Raw genomic sequence first — 15,303 nt, 5'->3', positions numbered from 1 at the left:
GTTGGTTGTGCTGGGGGTATGGCTTGGTAGGTGTGGTGGGTGTGCCAAGTGCCTGGCTTGGCAGGTGTGGCGCCTGAGAGATCGAGCGCCGCCCGCGCGGCGCTTCGCGGCACAAGGCCGCTCCCTCATCTGTTTCGGGCCAGTCTCTTCTGTGGCTTCACCTTTGTCCGCCTTGTTTGTTCCCTTCGTCATCGAGGGTTGCACACCTGCTCTTCTGTCACGCGCTAAGGGGGCGCGCGCCTCTGTCACAGGAATAATTGGCCCGAAACAGATGTGGGAGCGGCCTTGTGCCGCGAAGCGCCGCGCGGGCGGCGCTCGATCTCTCAGGCGCCATAACTTCATCGGCATACACGGTGGTTGTCCTAAAACCTGCGAAAGAGGACAATTATCGGCTTCCCGTCACAACCAGCGACCTTGCATGGCCTTTCTTGCACTTGGTATCAACCATAAGACTGCCTCGGTAGACGTACGCGAGCGCGTGGCGTTTACCCCAGAGCAGCTGGTAGACGCCCTGCAGCAGCTCTGCCGACTGACGTCCAGCCGCGAAGCGGCGATCCTGTCGACGTGCAACCGCAGTGAGCTCTATATAGAGCAGGACCACCTGTCCGCCGACGCCGTGCTGCAATGGCTGGCCGATTACCACCGCCTCAGCCTCGACGAGCTGCGCGCCAGTGCCTATGTGCACGAAGAGCACGACGCCGTGAAGCACATGATGCGCGTCGCCTCCGGCCTCGACTCGCTGGTCCTCGGCGAGCCGCAGATCCTCGGCCAGATGAAGTCCGCCTATGCCGTCGCCCGCGAGGCCGGTACCGTCGGGCCGCTGCTCGGGCGCCTGTTCCAGGCTACCTTCAGCGCCGCCAAGCAGGTACGTACCGACACCGCCATCGGCGAAAACCCGGTGTCGGTGGCGTTTGCTGCAGTCAGCCTGGCCAAGCAGATCTTCGCCGACCTGGGCCGTAGCCAGGCCCTGCTGATCGGTGCCGGCGAAACCATTACCCTGGTCGCCCGCCACCTGCATGAGCAGGGCGTACGCCGCATCGTCGTCGCCAACCGCACCCTGGAACGTGCCAGCATCCTCGCCGAGCAGTTCGGTGCACATGCCGTGCTACTGGCCGACATCCCTCAGGAACTGGCCAACAGCGATATCGTCATCAGCTCCACCGCCAGCCAGCTACCTATCCTCGGCAAGGGCGCGGTCGAGAGCGCGCTGAAACAGCGCCGGCACAAGCCGATCTTCATGGTCGACATCGCTGTGCCACGCGATATCGAAACCGAAGTGGGCGAGCTGGACGACGTATACCTCTATACCGTCGACGACCTGCACGACGTGGTGGCGGAAAACCTCAAGAGCCGTCAGGGCGCGGCACAAGCCGCCGAAGAACTGGTGACAGTAGGGGCTGAAGACTTCATGCTGCGCCTGCGCGAGCTGGCGGCGGTGGACGTGCTCAAGGCCTATCGCCAGCAAAGCGAGCGCCTGCGCGACGAAGAACTGCAAAAGGCCCAGCGCCTGCTGGCCAACGGCGGCAACCCCGAAGACGTACTGGCCCAACTGGCCCGGGGGCTCACCAACAAACTTCTGCATGCGCCCAGCGTGCAGCTGAAAAAGCTCTCGGCCGAGGGGCGCGTCGATGCGCTGGCCATGGCCCAGGAACTCTTTGCCCTCAACGAGGGCTCGACGGACAAATCCCCGCAATGAAAGCGTCGCTGCTGAACAAACTGGAAATCCTCCAGGACCGCTTCGAAGAACTCACCGCCCTGCTCGGTGATGCCGAGGTCATTTCCGACCAGACGCGCTTTCGCGCCTATTCCCGCGAATACGCCGAAGTAGAGCCGGTCTACGCTGCTTATAAAGAGTGGCGCAAAGTCCAGGACGACCTTGAAGGTGCCCAGGCGCTACTCAAGGACAGCGACCCGGACCTGCGCGAAATGGCCGTGGAAGAAGTGCGTGAAGCCAAGGAGCAACTGCTGACGCTGGAGGCAAACCTGCAGCGCATGCTGCTGCCCAAAGACCCCAACGACGGCCGCAACGTGTTCCTCGAAATCCGCGCCGGTACCGGTGGTGACGAGGCTGCGATCTTCTCCGGCGACCTGTTCCGCATGTATTCGCGCTACGCCGAGAAACGCGGCTGGCGCCTGGAAATCCTGTCCGAGAACGAAGGCGAGCACGGCGGCTACAAGGAAATCATCGCCCGCGTCGAGGGTGAGAACGTCTATGGCAAGCTCAAGTTCGAGTCCGGCGCGCACCGCGTACAGCGTGTGCCCGAGACCGAATCCCAGGGCCGTGTCCACACGTCTGCCTGCACGGTGGCGGTACTGCCCGAGCCGGACGAACAGGCCGCCATCGAAATCAACCCGGCCGACCTGCGCGTCGACACTTATCGCGCATCCGGTGCCGGGGGCCAGCACGTCAACAAGACCGACTCGGCCATCCGCATTACCCACTTGCCCACCGGCATCGTGGTGGAGTGCCAGGAAGAGCGGTCGCAGCACAAGAACCGCGCCCGCGCCATGTCCTGGCTGTCGGCCAAGCTCAACGACATGCAGACCAGCGCTGCGCAGAGCGCCATTGCCAGCGAGCGTAAGCTGCTGGTGGGCTCCGGCGACCGCTCTGAGCGCATCCGCACCTACAATTATCCACAGGGCCGGGTGACTGACCACCGTATCAACCTGACCTTGTACTCCCTGGACGACGTCCTCAGTGGTGGCGTGGAGGCGGTCATCGAACCGCTGTTGGCCGAATACCAGGCCGATCAACTGGCCGCCCTGGGGGACTGATGACCATTATCGCCAGCCTGCTGCGCAACGCGCAGCTGCCCGAATCGCCCACCGAGCGCCTGGACGCCGAACTGCTGCTGGCCGCGGCCATCGGCAAGTCGCGCAGCTACCTGCACACCTGGCCCGAGCGTATTGTCAGTAGCGAAGATGCCCAGACCTACGCGGGCTACTTGCAGCGCCGCCGTGGCGGCGAGCCGGTGGCTTATATCCTCGGCCAGCAGGGTTTCTGGAAGATCGACCTGGAAGTCGCACCGCATACGCTGATCCCGCGGCCGGATACCGAGCTGCTGGTCGAAACAGCCCTTGAACTGCAACCTGCCTCGCCAGCCAAGGTTCTCGACCTGGGCACCGGCACGGGCGCTATCGCCCTGGCCCTGGCCAGCGAGCGCCCGGCCTGGCAGGTAACAGCGGTTGACCGGGTGGAGGAGGCCGCGGCCCTGGCCGAGCGCAACCGTCAGCGCCTGGGCCTGGGCAACGCCCAGGTGCGGGTCAGCCACTGGTTCGACAGCCTGGCCACTGAACGTTTCGACCTGATTGTCAGCAACCCGCCCTATATCGCTGCGGCAGACCCCCACCTGGCGGCGGGCGATGTGCGCTTCGAACCCAGCAGTGCGCTGGTGGCCGGTGCCGATGGCCTGGACGACCTGCGCGTGATCGCCGCCCAGGCCCCCGCGCATCTGTTGCCGGGTGGCTGGCTGTTGCTGGAGCACGGCTACGATCAAGCCGCAGCGGTACGCGCGCTGCTGGCCGAGCACGGCTTTGTCGAGGTCGCCAGCCGTACCGACCTGGGCGGCCATGAACGTATTACCCTGGGGCGTCTGCCATGCTGAGTGATCAGGAACTGCTGCGTTACAGCCGTCAGGTGCTGCTGGCCCAGATCGACATCGATGGCCAGCTGCGGCTCAAGCACAGCAAGGCGCTGATCGTCGGGCTGGGTGGGCTGGGCTCGCCGGTTGCCCTGTACCTGGCCGCTGCCGGGGTCGGCGAGCTGCACCTGGCCGACTTTGACACCGTCGACCTGACCAACCTGCAGCGCCAGGTAATCCATGACAGCGCCAGCGTCGGCATGAGCAAGGTTGACTCGGCCCTGCAACGGCTGGAGGCAATCAACCCGGAAATCAGCCTGGTTGCGCACCGCCAGGCACTGGACGAAGACTCGCTGGCAGCCGCCGTGGCAGCGGTCGACCTGGTGCTGGACTGTTCCGACAATTTCTCCACCCGCGAGGCGGTCAACGCTGCCTGTGTCGCGGCCGGCAAACCACTGGTCAGTGGCGCGGCAATCCGCCTGGAAGGGCAACTGTCGGTGTTCGACCCGCGCCGCGACTACAGCCCTTGTTACCACTGCCTGTACGGGCATGGCAGCGAGGCCGAGCTGACCTGCAGCGAGGCCGGTGTGATCGGCCCGCTGGTGGGTCTGGTAGGCAGCCTGCAGGCGCTGGAAGCGATGAAACTGCTGGCCGGGTTCGGTGAGCCGCTGGTCGGCCGCCTGCTGTTGATCGACGCCCTTGGCACCCGTATTCGAGAGCTACGGGTCAAACGCGACCCGGCTTGCGCGGTCTGTGGCAAACGCGATGGCTGAGCGCTCGGCGCCGGTCGGCGTGATGGACTCGGGGGTCGGCGGCTTGTCGGTACTCGCCGAGATCCAGCGCCTGCTGCCCAACGAGACGCTGCTGTACGTGGGCGATTGCGGCCACATACCTTATGGCGAAAAGTCGCCAGACTATATCCGTGAGCGCTGCCGACGCATTGCCGGGTTTTTCCACGAGCAAGGCGCCAAAGCCCTGGTATTGGCCTGCAACACCGCCACCGTAGCGGCGGCGGCTGACCTGCGTGAACTGTACCCGAACTGGCCGTTGGTGGGGATGGAGCCCGCAGTGAAGCCCGCGGCGGCGGCAACCCGTTCCGGCGTGGTGGGAGTGCTGGCGACCACCGGCACCTTGCAGAGCGCCAAGTTCGCCGCATTGCTCGACCGCTTCGCCAGTGACGTCCAGGTGATCACCCAGCCTTGCCCGGGGCTGGTCGAGCTGATCGAAACCGGTGACCTGGGTAGCCCGGCGCTGTGCCAGATGCTGCTGGGCTATGTGCAGCCGCTGCTGGCCGCCGGCTGTGACACACTGATCCTCGGTTGCACCCATTACCCCTTCCTGCGCCCGCTGCTGGCCGGCATGGTGCCTGCGGACGTCGCCATCATCGACACTGGTGCTGCCGTGGCGCGTCAACTGCAACGCCTGCTGGGCGCGAGTGACCTGCTGGCCGACGGCCCGGCGCGGGACACCCGCTTCTGGACCAGCGCCGATCCGCAATCCCTCAGAAAAATCCTGCCTGTGCTGTGGCATAAGTCCGACGATGTGCAAAGCTTTGCTTTGTGAAAAAAACGTGAAAAAAGCTGAACTATCGTCCCACTGCCGCTTTCTACCGCTTTGCCTGAGATGAGGCGGACACTAATAACAGCATCAGGAAGAAGGATGTTTCTCATGAAGAAACTGCTGGGCTTGGCGGCGGCTGCCGTCTTTGGGTTGGGGCAAGCGGTATCGGCGCAGGCGGCCGATGTTTCGTTTTCGGTAGGCCAGACCGGTGACTCGACCATGGTCTATCGGCTGGGGTTGCAATCGAACTGGGACGCGAGCTGGTGGCAGACCAGTGTCGGGCGCGTGACGGGCTACTGGGACGGCGCCTACACCTATTGGGATGGCGACGAGACCTCGAGCAACCATAGCCTGTCGTTCGCACCCGTGTTCGTCTATGAATTTGCCGGGGAATCAGTGAAGCCCTACATCGAGGCGGGGATTGGTGTGGCGGCATTCTCCAGCACCAAGCTGGAAAGCAACGACCTGGGCTCGGCCTTCCAGTTCGAAGACCGCATCGGCTTCGGTCTGCGCTTTGCCGGCGGGCATGAGATTGGCGTGCGGGCGATTCACTATTCCAACGCGGGTATCAAGCAGCCCAATGATGGCGTGGAAAGCTACAGCCTGCATTACCGCATGGCGCTCTGAGTCAGCAGAATCAGGTTATTGCCCTGTAGGAGCGGCCTTGAGTCGCGATCGGGCTGCAAAGCAGCCCCAGCAATACTTGCCTTGGTGCTGAAACCCTGGGGCCGCTTTGCGGCCCGATCGCGACGCAAGGCCGCTCCTACAGGGGGGCATGACATGTCAGTTATCTCGGTGGAAAAGGCCAAAGGCTGCTGAGGTCCAAGGTTTCCAGCACCAACTCCGGCTCCCCCAGGGGCCAGCGGTGCAGCAACTCTGCTGCTGCACTCTCCGGTGTCCATGCCTCCGGTATCGCCGGCGCCGACGTCACCGGTGTTTTCAGCGACTGCGGCCCCACTACCGTCAACGTAACCCCATGCGCTTTAAGTGTGTTGCGCTGCTCGCGCAACCACTGGGGAATATTGTTCCATCCCGCAGTCGTCTGCGTCGGCGCATACAGCTGCAACGCCGAATAGCGGTTGAACACCGCCATCACCTGCGGCGAATCACCTTTGGCGAGCAACGGCAACGCACTGGTCAGGCAGTATTCGGCAGCCAGCTGGTTGCTGGTGACGATCGCCTCAATCAGCTCACTGTCGGCCACATCGTCAGCCAGGTAGTCACTGGTACCGGCGTTGATGACCAACCCGTCCAGCCCACACCAGGCATGACAGATCTGTTGGGCGGCACTCGCCGCCTGCTGTTCTTCATGCAAGTGCCACGGCAAGCGCAACAACAGGCTGCGGTGCTTCGCTACCAGTCCATCAAGCGCCCGGTCATCCTTGCCACTAACGGCAACCCGATGCCCTTGCTCCAGCATCCGTTCTACCAAAGCCAAGCCTAGTCCATTGCTTGCGCCTGTAACCCAAAACCTGCGTGAGTTAGTCAAGACGTTGTTCCCCTGTTACTGCCGGCGTGGCAAGCCTTTGAAGGCCTCCAGGGCACGCTGGCGACTGCTGCTGAGATCGACCATTGGACTTGGATACAAGCTATTACCAAAAAGGTCATTCGACTTCACGGGTTGGTGAACTGTTTTTTCATCAAGCGCCTGTAATTCCGGCACCCAGTGGCGAATGAAGCGCCCCTCCGGGTCGAACCGCTGCGACTGCGATACCGGGTTGAAGATACGGAAATAGGGCACTGCGTCAGTGCCGGTAGACGCGCTCCACTGCCAGCCGCCGTTGTTGGCAGCCAGGTCGCCGTCTATCAGGTGGCGCATGAAATGCCGCTCACCCTTGCGCCAGTCGATCAGCAGGTTCTTGCTGAGGAACATGGCCACGACCATGCGCAGGCGGTTGTGCATCCAGCCTGTGTGCAACAGTTGGCGCATGGCGGCATCGATGATCGGGAAGCCGGTACGGCCCTGTTCCCACGCCTGCAGGTCTGCTGGAGCGTCACGCCAGGGCAGCGCCTCGGTATGGGCGCGGAAAGCGCGATGGCGCGAGACCTGTGGATAACCCTGCAGGATGTGTTTGTAGAATTCGCGCCAGAGCAGTTCGTTGATCCAGGTCTGCACGCCGGTGCTGCCGCTGTCGAATTCGCCGCGGTTGCTGGCCAGGGCGCCATGCAGGCACTGGCGCGGCGAGATCACGCCGGCCGCCAGGTAGGCGGAAAGCTGGCTGGTGCCGGGCTTTGCCGGCAGGTCGCGCAACTGCTGGTAGTCGTCAATGGTTTCGTCGAGAAAGCGCGACAGCCGCCTCTGCGCCTCGGCTTCGCCCGCCGGCCAATGCTCGCGCACGGCAGGCGCGGTTTTTTCGAACCCCTCGATGTGGGGGGGGATCGGGTCGCTGTCGATCTTGAGCGGTGCCTGGCGCTTCACTCGATGGGCCAGCGCAGGCAGGCTGCGGTGCAGGTGTTCCAGGCAGGTCTTCTTGAACTGGCTGAACACCTGGAAGTAGTCGCCACTGCGGGTCAGGATGGTGCCCGGGCGGAAGAACAACTGGTCGAGGTGACTGTGGGCCTGGATTGACGACTTTTCCAGCAGCGCGCGGGTAGCATCGTCGCGCTGTTGTTCGTTGATGCCGTACTCCTCGTTCCAGTGCACGCTCTGCACATGATGCTGGCGACAGACATCAAGCACCGCCTGGGGTGCCTGGGCCCAGGTATCGACGTTGCGGATCAGCAACGGGATATTCAGTTTTTCCAGCGCTTGACGTAGATCGCGCAGGTTGCGCAACCAGAAGTCGACCTTGCAGTCGGCATCGTCGTGGGCCTGCCATTGCCCGGGGCTGACCAGCCACAGGGCCAAGGTCGGGCCGCGCTCGGCCGCAGCGCTGAGCGCGGTGTTGTCATCGATGCGCAGGTCACTGCGCAGCCAGGTCAGGTGCATGAGGCATTTATCTCTACAGGCTGGCGGTCATGGGCTTGAAGCAAGCGCAATGCCGCCTGCGGGGTATCGAACAGGAAAAGTTCAGGCAGCTGCGCTTGCTTCAGGCTGGCTTCATGCAGGGCAACCATGTTACCGCCCAGCAGCTTGGGGCCTGGTACGCCCTGCAGGGTGCGCAGCAGCGCCTTGTCGTCGATGCGCGCCCCCAGATGCAGGAGTACGGCGCGTGGTTTGAAGGTACTGATGGCGCTGAGCAGTTGCGGGCCGCTGACAGGTTGCTCGAGCACCTCCACCGGGAAGCCATTGCCAGTGAACAACCAAGCGCACAACCACAGCCCGGGGCTGAAGGTGCGCTCGCTGTCTTCGGCCAATAACACAGGGGGACCTTGCAGCAACTGGTTGTCGTGGTACACGCGGGCGCCGAGCTTGCTGCGCAGCCAACTGTGGAAAAACACCTGCTCCAGCCGCGCATTGAAGTAGTTGTGCCAGCGCAGGTCGAGCAGGTCGAGCAACGGCAGTAGCAACTGCTCACAGAGGGTGACGGCGGGGTACAGGGCCATGGCCTGGTTGAGCTGTTGGTCGAGGGTGCGCTGTGACAGGTTGGCGATGGCTTCGACCAGCTGCAATTGCCGGGTCTGCCAGTCGCCTTTGGGCGGTGTGCTGGCTGGCTTGTCGAGCAGCTCGCGTACCTGGCCGACGGACGCGCCACGCTGCAGCCAGGCCAGGATCGCCTCGACCCGTTCGACCTGTTCCTGCGGGTACAGGCGATGCCCCTTTGCGGTGCGCTGGGGTTTGAGCAAACCATAGCGGCGCTCCCATGCGCGCAGCGTAACAGGGTTCACGCCGGTGCGGCGGGCCAGTTCGCCGATGGGCAACAGCGCTTCAGACGGCATTGCGCAGGCCCAGGCTTTCAGGGTGTGGCTGCAGGTAGGCCTGCTGCTGCAGGTATGGGTCGGGGTGCTTGCGCAAATGGTGCTTGAGCAGGGTCAACGGCACCACCAGCGGTACCACGCCCTGCTGGTACTGGCCGATGATCGTTTGCAGCTCGGCCTTGTCCTGCGGTGTGAGGGCATCCTTGAAATAGCCGCTGAGGTGCTGCAGCACGTTGCAATGAGTGCCGCGGCTGGCACAACGGCGCAGTGCCTGCATCAACTGGCTGAAGTAATGCGGGCCGAGGGTGTGCGGGTCGGCGTCCTTGCCCATGCTGCCAAGCAGGCGCCCGAGGGTGCGATACGCCAGGGGATTGTTGGCCATCAACAAGTATTTGTAGCGCGAGTGGAAACGCACCAGGGCACCACGGCTGAGGCCTTCGGCCAGCAGGCGTTGCCAGTCGGCGTAGGCATACACACGGCTGATGAAGTTCTCGCGCAGCACGGGATCATGCAGGCGGCCTTCCTCTTCAACCGGCAGGTCCGGGCGCAGTGCGCAGAACGCCTGGGCATAAACCCCGCGGCCACCGTGCAGGGCAGGGTGGCCATTGTCCTGGTACACCTTGACCCGCTCAAGGCCGCAGGAGGGGGATTTCTGCATGAAGATGTAGCCGCAGATGTCGTCGAGCTGGCTGGCCATCTGCTCGCCATAGGTGCGTAGCGGGTCGGTCAGGTCCGTATCCGGTTTGCGGGTGCCGACCACTTGCGGTTGTTCAGGGTTGCCGACCAGGCGGATCGGGTCGCGTGGCACGCCCAGGCCGATGGCCACTTCCGGGCACACCGGTAACCATTCGAAGTGTTCTTCCAGCTGCATACGGCACAGGTCGGAGGCTTTGTGGCCGCCGTTGTAGCGCACGCTATGCCCGGTCAGGCAGGCGCTGATGGCGATACGCGGCTTGATGTGAGCGGACGGGTCGTGCATGGCTGCCTCCGGAAACCTGTACGTGACTAAAATCTTGTACAGGTTTATTCCAGCACAGCGCTGACGTTATGCAAACCCCTTTTTTTGTATAGCGCTACATCACTCCAGGTGTTCGAGCAGCCGCCGTGCCGCTTCCTGACCGCTTAGCCAGGCACCTTCGACACGCCCGGACAGGCACCAGTCCCCGCAGGCGTACAGGCCTTGGTCGGCATCGGCCAGCGCACCCCATTCATGGACGGCGCTGGGGCGGGCGTACAGCCAGCGATGGGCCAAGGCAAAGGTAGGGGCCGGTACCACGCAGCCAACAAGTTCGGCAAACTCGCCCCACAGCTGCTCAATCACTTCTTCCTTGGGCAGGTCGATGTGCTGCCGGCTCCAGTCCGACGTAGCGTGCAGCACCCAAGTGTCGAGTTGCTCGTCACGGCCGGGCTTGCTGCGGTTGCGGGCCAACCAGTCCAGCGGGTTGTCCTGTACGAAGCAGCCTTGCATCGGCGTGTCCAGTGCCGCCTGGAATGCCAGGGCAACGGCCCAGGTAGGCTCCATTTGCACACCGGCAGCCACCGCCGCCAGTTTCGGGGTGGCGGCCAGCAAAGGCGTGGCCTGGGGGGCCGGTACGGCAATTACTACGCGGCTGTAGGGGCCGTGGCTGCAGCCATCGGTGTCCTGTAGGTGCCAGTACTGCTTGCCGCGGAACACCTCGGCGATGCGGCAGCCGAAGTTGACGGTCACGTCCTTGAGCAGGCCGCGGGTGATGGCGCTCATGCGGGGTACACCGACCCAGCGTGTCTGCTCGTCGGGGGAGGGGCTGAGGGTGCCGCCGTGGTAGTTGTAAAGCTGTGGTTTCCACTGTTCGGCCCAGCCGGCAGTGACCCATTGCTGCACTTGTTCGACAAAGCGCCGGTCACGGGCGGTGAAGTACTGGGCGCCGAGGTCGAGCGCACCGGCCTCGCTGCGCTTGCTGGCCATGCGCCCGCCACTGCCGTGGCCTTTGTCGAACAAATGCACGGATTGCCCGGCCTTCTGCAAGGCCTGGGCGGCTGACAAGCCGGCGATACCGGCCCCGATGATGGCAATAGGTACTGTCATGATGGCCTCTTCAAACCTTGCTGTGAGCAGACTACGCTGTCAGGCAAACCTGTACAATGCACAAATTTTGTATAAGGTTATTCCCTGTTAACGGGTAGGTTGGCCTATTGTTTATCCGAGAGCGTCGGGTCAAGAAAGTGCCTTGTTGTTAAAAATAGACCACCGCCGCATTCTGCGAGGACACACCTATGCATATATTGCTGACAGGCGGCACCGGGTTGATTGGCAAGCACCTGTGCCGGTACTGGCTCGGCCAGGGCCATCGGCTGACGGTGTGGAGCCGGCGACCTGAGCAGGTGCCGAAAATGTGCGGTGCGGGCGTACGTGGCATCGCCCGCCTGGAGCAACTGGACGCTGACGATCACCTCGATGCGGTCGTTAACCTGGCGGGCGCTCCGATTGCCGAGCGGCCCTGGACGGCAGCCCGGCGCAACCTGCTGTGGGCCAGCCGTATCACGCTTACTGAGCAGTTGCTGGCCTGGCTGGGTACCCGTGAGCAGCGCCCGGAAGTGTTGATATCCGGCTCGGCAGTGGGCTGGTACGGTGATGGTGGCGAGCGTGAGCTGACCGAGGCCGCAGCGCCCGTGCGTGAGGATTTCGCCAGCCAGCTGTGCATTGCCTGGGAAGAAACGGCACAGCGCTCCCAGGCCCAGGGCATCCGCGTGGTGCTGGTGCGTACCGGGTTGGTGCTGGCCAGCGATGGCGGCTTTTTGTCGCGCTTGCGTGTGCCCTTCAAACTGGGGCTGGGCGGGCCGTTGGGCAATGGTCGGCAGTGGATGCCGTGGGTCCATATAGACGACCAGATCGCCCTGATTGATTTTCTCTTGCAGCACAAGGATGCCAGCGGTCCTTATAATGCCTGCGCGCCCGAGCCCGTGCGCAACCGCGAGTTTGCCCGGTGCCTGGGCCGCGCCCTGCATCGGCCGGCGCTGCTGCCGGTACCGGCACTGTTGCTCAAGGCTGGCCTGGGCGAGCTGTCGACCTTGTTGCTGGGCGGCCAGCGGGCGCGCCCGGTACGCTTGCTGGCGGCAGGCTTCACGTTCCGCTTCAACGATCTGCAATCGGCTCTGGACGATTTGTCCAACCGCCTCTGACATAGGACGCTGCATGACCGATCACGCCCTGCTGCTGGTCAACCTGGGTTCCCCGGCTTCCGCTTCGGTGGCCGATGTACGCCGCTACCTCAACCAGTTCCTCATGGACCCCTACGTGGTCGACCTGCCGTGGCCGGTACGGCGCCTGCTGGTGTCGCTGATCTTGATCAAGCGCCCGGAACAGTCGGCACATGCCTATGATTCGATCTGGTGGGAGGAGGGCTCGCCACTGGTGGTGCTGACCCGTCGGCTGCAGGCCGCGATGGTCGGGCACTGGCCACATGGCCCGGTGGAGATTGCCATGCGTTATGGCCAGCCAGCCTTGCCCGAGGTGCTGGAGCGCCTGGCAGCGCAAGGCGTGCGCAAGGTGACCCTGGCGCCGCTTTATCCACAGTTCGCCGACAGCACGGTGACCACTGTAGTGGAGCTGGCAAAACAGACCATCAGCCAGCGCCAGCTGCCGTTGCAGATGCGCGTTCTGCAACCGTTCTATGAACATCCGGATTACATCGAAGCCTTGGTGGCCAGCGCCAGGCCTTACCTTGAGCAGGACTACGACCACCTGCTGCTGAGCTTCCATGGGTTGCCGGAACGGCACCTGAAGAAACTGTACCCGACCGGCAAGCATGACCTGCGCGCAGCGGACTGTTGCAAGGACGCCAGTGCCGAGGTGCGGGCGGTGTGTTATCGCGGGCAGTGCCTAGCCACGGCCAAAGCGTTCGCGCAACAAATGGGCATACCGGACGGCAAGTGGTCGGTATCGTTCCAGTCGCGGCTTGGGCGTGACAAGTGGATCGAACCCTACACTGAAACGCGGCTGGACGAGCTGGCCAAGGCGGGGGTGAAGAAGCTGCTGGTGATGTGCCCGGCATTTGTTGCCGATTGCATCGAGACCCTGGAAGAGATCGGCATGCGCGGCAGCGAGCAGTTTGTCGAAGCCGGCGGGCGGGAGCTGGTGCTGGTGCCGTGCCTGAATGATCACCCTGAGTGGGTGAGGGTGTTGGCTGATATGTGCGAAAAGGCCTGAATGGCCGGGGCCGCTTTGCGGCCCAATCGCGACGCAAGGCCGCTCCTACAGGAGACCGCGATCATTTGTAGGAGCGGCCTTGTGTCGCGATGGGCTGCGAAGCAGCCCCAGGATATCAAGGCAGCAGATCATCCTGCTGCTTGTGCTTCCAGCCATCATTGCCCGGCAAGATCAGGTTCAGCGCAATCGCGACGATGGCGCACAGGGCAATACCCTTCAGGCCCCAGTCATCCGGGCCATCACCGCTGCCGATCAGCACACCACCGATACCGAACACCAAGGTCACCGAAACGATCACCAGGTTGCGTGCCTCGGCGAGGTCGATCTTGTGGCGGATCATGGTGTTCATGCCTACCGCGGCAATGGAGCCGAACAGCAGGCACAGGATGCCGCCCATCACCGGTACCGGAATGCTCTGCAGCAGCGCGCCGAACTTGCCGATGAACGCCAGGGTGATGGCGAACACGGCGGCCCAGGTCATGATCTTCGGGTTGTAGTTCTTGGTCAGCATCACCGCACCGGTCACTTCGGCGTAGGTGGTGTTGGGCGGGCCACCGAACAGGCCGGCTGCGGTGGTGGCCAGGCCGTCACCCAGCAGGGTGCGGTGCAGGCCGGGCTTTTTCAGGTAGTCACGGCCCGTGACGCTGCCAACCGCAATCACCCCGCCGATGTGCTCGATCGCCGGTGCCAGGGCTACCGGGACGATGAACAGGATGGCCTGCCAGTTGAACGCTGGCGCGGTGAAATTGGGGATCTCCAGCCACGGTGCTGCAGCAATCTTCGCGGTGTCGACCACGCCAAAGGCGAATGACAGGGCAAAGCCCACCAACACCCCAGAGATGATCGGTACCAGGCGGAAGATGCCTTTGCCGAACACGGCGACGATCAACGTCGTCAGCAGCGCCGGCATGGAAATCAGCATGGCGGTCTTGTAGGGCATCAGCGCAGCGCCGTCACCCCCCTTGCCCATCGCCATGTTGGCGGCGATCGGTGCCATTGCCAGGCCGATGGAGATGATCACCGGGCCGATGACCACCGGCGGCAGCATGCGGTCGATGAAGCCGGTGCCCTTGATTTTCACCATCAGGCCCATGAAGGTGTACACGAAGCCTGCGGCCATCACGCCGCCCATGGTCTCGGCCAGGCCGAACTGGCCCTTGGCGAGAATGATCGGGGTGATGAAGGCAAAGCTCGATGCCAGGAACACCGGTACCTGACGGCCGGTGACCAGCTGGAACAGCAAGGTGCCGATGCCGGCGGTGAACAGCGCGACGTTCGGGTCGAGGCCGGTGATCAGGGGCATCAGCACCAGCGCGCCGAATGCCACGAAGAGCATCTGCGCGCCCGAAACGACCTGGCGCCAGAGCGGGTCGTTGAAGCCGTCCTGCATGGTCAGGCGTCCTTTTGCTTGGTGCCGAAGATCTTGTCACCGGCATCGCCCAGGCCCGGCACGATATAGCCGTGTTCGTTCAGGCGCTGGTCGACCGAGGCGGTGTAGATCTGCACGTCCGGGTGGGCTGTTTCCACCGCGGCGATGCCTTCTGGCGCGGCGACCAGGACCATGGCGCGGATCTCTTTGCAGCCGGCCTTTTTCAACAGGTCGATGGTGGCGACCATCGAGGCGCCAGTGGCCAGCATCGGGTCGATGATCAGGGCCAGGCGCTGGTTGATGTCCGGCGCGAGCTTTTCCAGGTAGGTGTGGGCTTCGAGGGTTTCTTCGTTGCGGGCAACGCCGACGGCGCTGACCTTGGCACCCGGGATCAAGCTGAGCACGCCGTCGAGCATGCCGATGCCGGCACGCAGGATGGGTACTACAGTGATCTTCTTGCCGGCGATCTTTTCCACCGAGACCTTGCCACACCAGCCGTCGATCTCGTAGGTTTCGAGTGGCAGGTCCTGGGTGGCTTCATACGTCAGGAGCGCGCCGACTTCCTGGGCGAGTTCGCGAAAATTCTTGGTGCTGATATCGGCACGGCGCATCAGGCCGAGCTTGTGGCGGATCAGCGGATGGCGGATCTCACGAGTGGGCATAGGGGGGCTCCGAAAGGCGGGCAAAAAAACCGCGCTAGATTAATCTATTCAGCCTGTGCTGTCGTCTGGTCATTCTGGACGTTAGTCCATAAATGCTTGATCTGTGACGAGCGGATGCGTACCTTTGCCCGCTTTTCCAAAATGCAC

Annotated in this window: 15 protein-coding genes; 8 read left to right on the top strand and 7 right to left on the bottom strand. The window is 63.4% G+C overall.

Annotated features, from left to right (window positions below; genetic code table 11):
* Window positions 1-418 precede the first annotated feature (418 nt).
* The 6 genes from hemA (at window position 419) to ACI2KG_RS25165 (ending at window position 5,768) form a co-directional block, all read left to right on the top strand.
* Complete coding sequence (gene hemA, locus ACI2KG_RS25190) at window positions 419-1,696, top strand: glutamyl-tRNA reductase (protein WP_012270484.1); 1,278 nt, start codon at window positions 419-421, stop codon at window positions 1,694-1,696.
* Window positions 1,693-2,775: a peptide chain release factor 1 gene (gene prfA / locus ACI2KG_RS25185; protein ID WP_404663708.1), complete on the top strand. Its 1,083-nt coding sequence runs from the start codon at window positions 1,693-1,695 to the stop codon at window positions 2,773-2,775. The genes hemA and prfA overlap by 4 nt, the downstream gene beginning before the upstream one ends.
* Complete coding sequence (gene prmC / locus ACI2KG_RS25180) at window positions 2,775-3,605, top strand: peptide chain release factor N(5)-glutamine methyltransferase (protein WP_404663707.1); 831 nt, start codon at window positions 2,775-2,777, stop codon at window positions 3,603-3,605. The genes prfA and prmC overlap by 1 nt, the downstream gene beginning before the upstream one ends.
* A complete protein-coding gene (locus ACI2KG_RS25175) occupies window positions 3,599-4,354 on the top strand; it encodes a molybdopterin-synthase adenylyltransferase MoeB (RefSeq protein WP_404663706.1) in 756 nt (251 codons plus the stop codon). The genes prmC and ACI2KG_RS25175 overlap by 7 nt, the downstream gene beginning before the upstream one ends.
* Window positions 4,347-5,144 (top strand): glutamate racemase, encoded by a 798-nt coding sequence (murI, locus tag ACI2KG_RS25170; RefSeq protein ID WP_404663705.1) that lies wholly within the window; start codon window positions 4,347-4,349, stop codon window positions 5,142-5,144. Before ACI2KG_RS25175 ends, murI begins: the two co-directional genes overlap by 8 nt.
* Before the next feature lie 105 nt (window positions 5,145-5,249).
* Window positions 5,250-5,768, top strand: a complete 519-nt coding sequence (locus ACI2KG_RS25165; RefSeq protein WP_400619120.1) for an acyloxyacyl hydrolase — start codon at window positions 5,250-5,252, stop codon at window positions 5,766-5,768.
* A gap of 160 nt (window positions 5,769-5,928) precedes the next feature.
* Here the strand turns inward: ACI2KG_RS25165 and ACI2KG_RS25160 are convergent, their stop codons facing one another.
* The 5 genes from ACI2KG_RS25160 to ACI2KG_RS25140 form a co-directional block, all read right to left on the bottom strand.
* Entirely contained in the window at window positions 5,929-6,630 is a 702-nt protein-coding gene (locus ACI2KG_RS25160) for an SDR family NAD(P)-dependent oxidoreductase (protein WP_404663704.1), read from the bottom strand.
* Window positions 6,631-6,645: 15 nt separating this feature from the next.
* Complete coding sequence (gene phrB / locus ACI2KG_RS25155; protein WP_404663703.1) at window positions 6,646-8,070, bottom strand: deoxyribodipyrimidine photo-lyase; 1,425 nt, start codon at window positions 8,068-8,070, stop codon at window positions 6,646-6,648.
* Window positions 8,061-8,960 carry a MerR family transcriptional regulator gene (locus ACI2KG_RS25150; RefSeq protein ID WP_404663702.1) on the bottom strand — a complete coding sequence of 300 codons (900 nt, stop codon included), beginning with the start codon at window positions 8,958-8,960 and terminating at the stop codon, window positions 8,061-8,063. Before ACI2KG_RS25150 ends, phrB begins: the two co-directional genes overlap by 10 nt.
* Entirely contained in the window at window positions 8,950-9,918 is a 969-nt protein-coding gene (locus ACI2KG_RS25145) for a YbgA family protein (RefSeq protein ID WP_404663701.1), read from the bottom strand. The genes ACI2KG_RS25150 and ACI2KG_RS25145 overlap by 11 nt, the downstream gene beginning before the upstream one ends.
* 99 nt (window positions 9,919-10,017) lie before the next feature.
* Complete coding sequence (locus ACI2KG_RS25140; protein ID WP_400619107.1) at window positions 10,018-11,004, bottom strand: NAD(P)/FAD-dependent oxidoreductase; 987 nt, start codon at window positions 11,002-11,004, stop codon at window positions 10,018-10,020.
* A 188-nt stretch (window positions 11,005-11,192) separates the two neighbouring features.
* On the opposite strand from ACI2KG_RS25140, the gene ACI2KG_RS25135 reads away from it, so the two are divergent.
* Complete coding sequence (locus tag ACI2KG_RS25135) at window positions 11,193-12,098, top strand: TIGR01777 family oxidoreductase (protein WP_404663700.1); 906 nt, start codon at window positions 11,193-11,195, stop codon at window positions 12,096-12,098.
* Window positions 12,099-12,111: 13 nt separating this feature from the next.
* Window positions 12,112-13,125, top strand: a complete 1,014-nt coding sequence (gene hemH / locus ACI2KG_RS25130) for a ferrochelatase (protein ID WP_404663699.1) — start codon at window positions 12,112-12,114, stop codon at window positions 13,123-13,125.
* 115 nt (window positions 13,126-13,240) lie between these two features.
* Here the strand turns inward: hemH and ACI2KG_RS25125 are convergent, their stop codons facing one another.
* A complete protein-coding gene (locus ACI2KG_RS25125) occupies window positions 13,241-14,515 on the bottom strand; it encodes a uracil-xanthine permease family protein (RefSeq protein WP_400619099.1) in 1,275 nt (424 codons plus the stop codon).
* Window positions 14,516-14,517: 2 nt separating this feature from the next.
* Window positions 14,518-15,156 (bottom strand): uracil phosphoribosyltransferase, encoded by a 639-nt coding sequence (gene upp / locus ACI2KG_RS25120; protein WP_201207388.1) that lies wholly within the window; start codon window positions 15,154-15,156, stop codon window positions 14,518-14,520.
* Window positions 15,157-15,303 lie beyond the last annotated feature (147 nt).

The sequence above is a fragment of the Pseudomonas sp. NPDC089407 genome (assembly GCF_044900445.1).
GTDB lineage: Bacteria > Pseudomonadota > Gammaproteobacteria > Pseudomonadales > Pseudomonadaceae > Aquipseudomonas.
The sequence above is the reverse complement of the archived record's forward strand: the minus strand, read 5'-3'. Positions and strand labels throughout refer to the sequence as shown.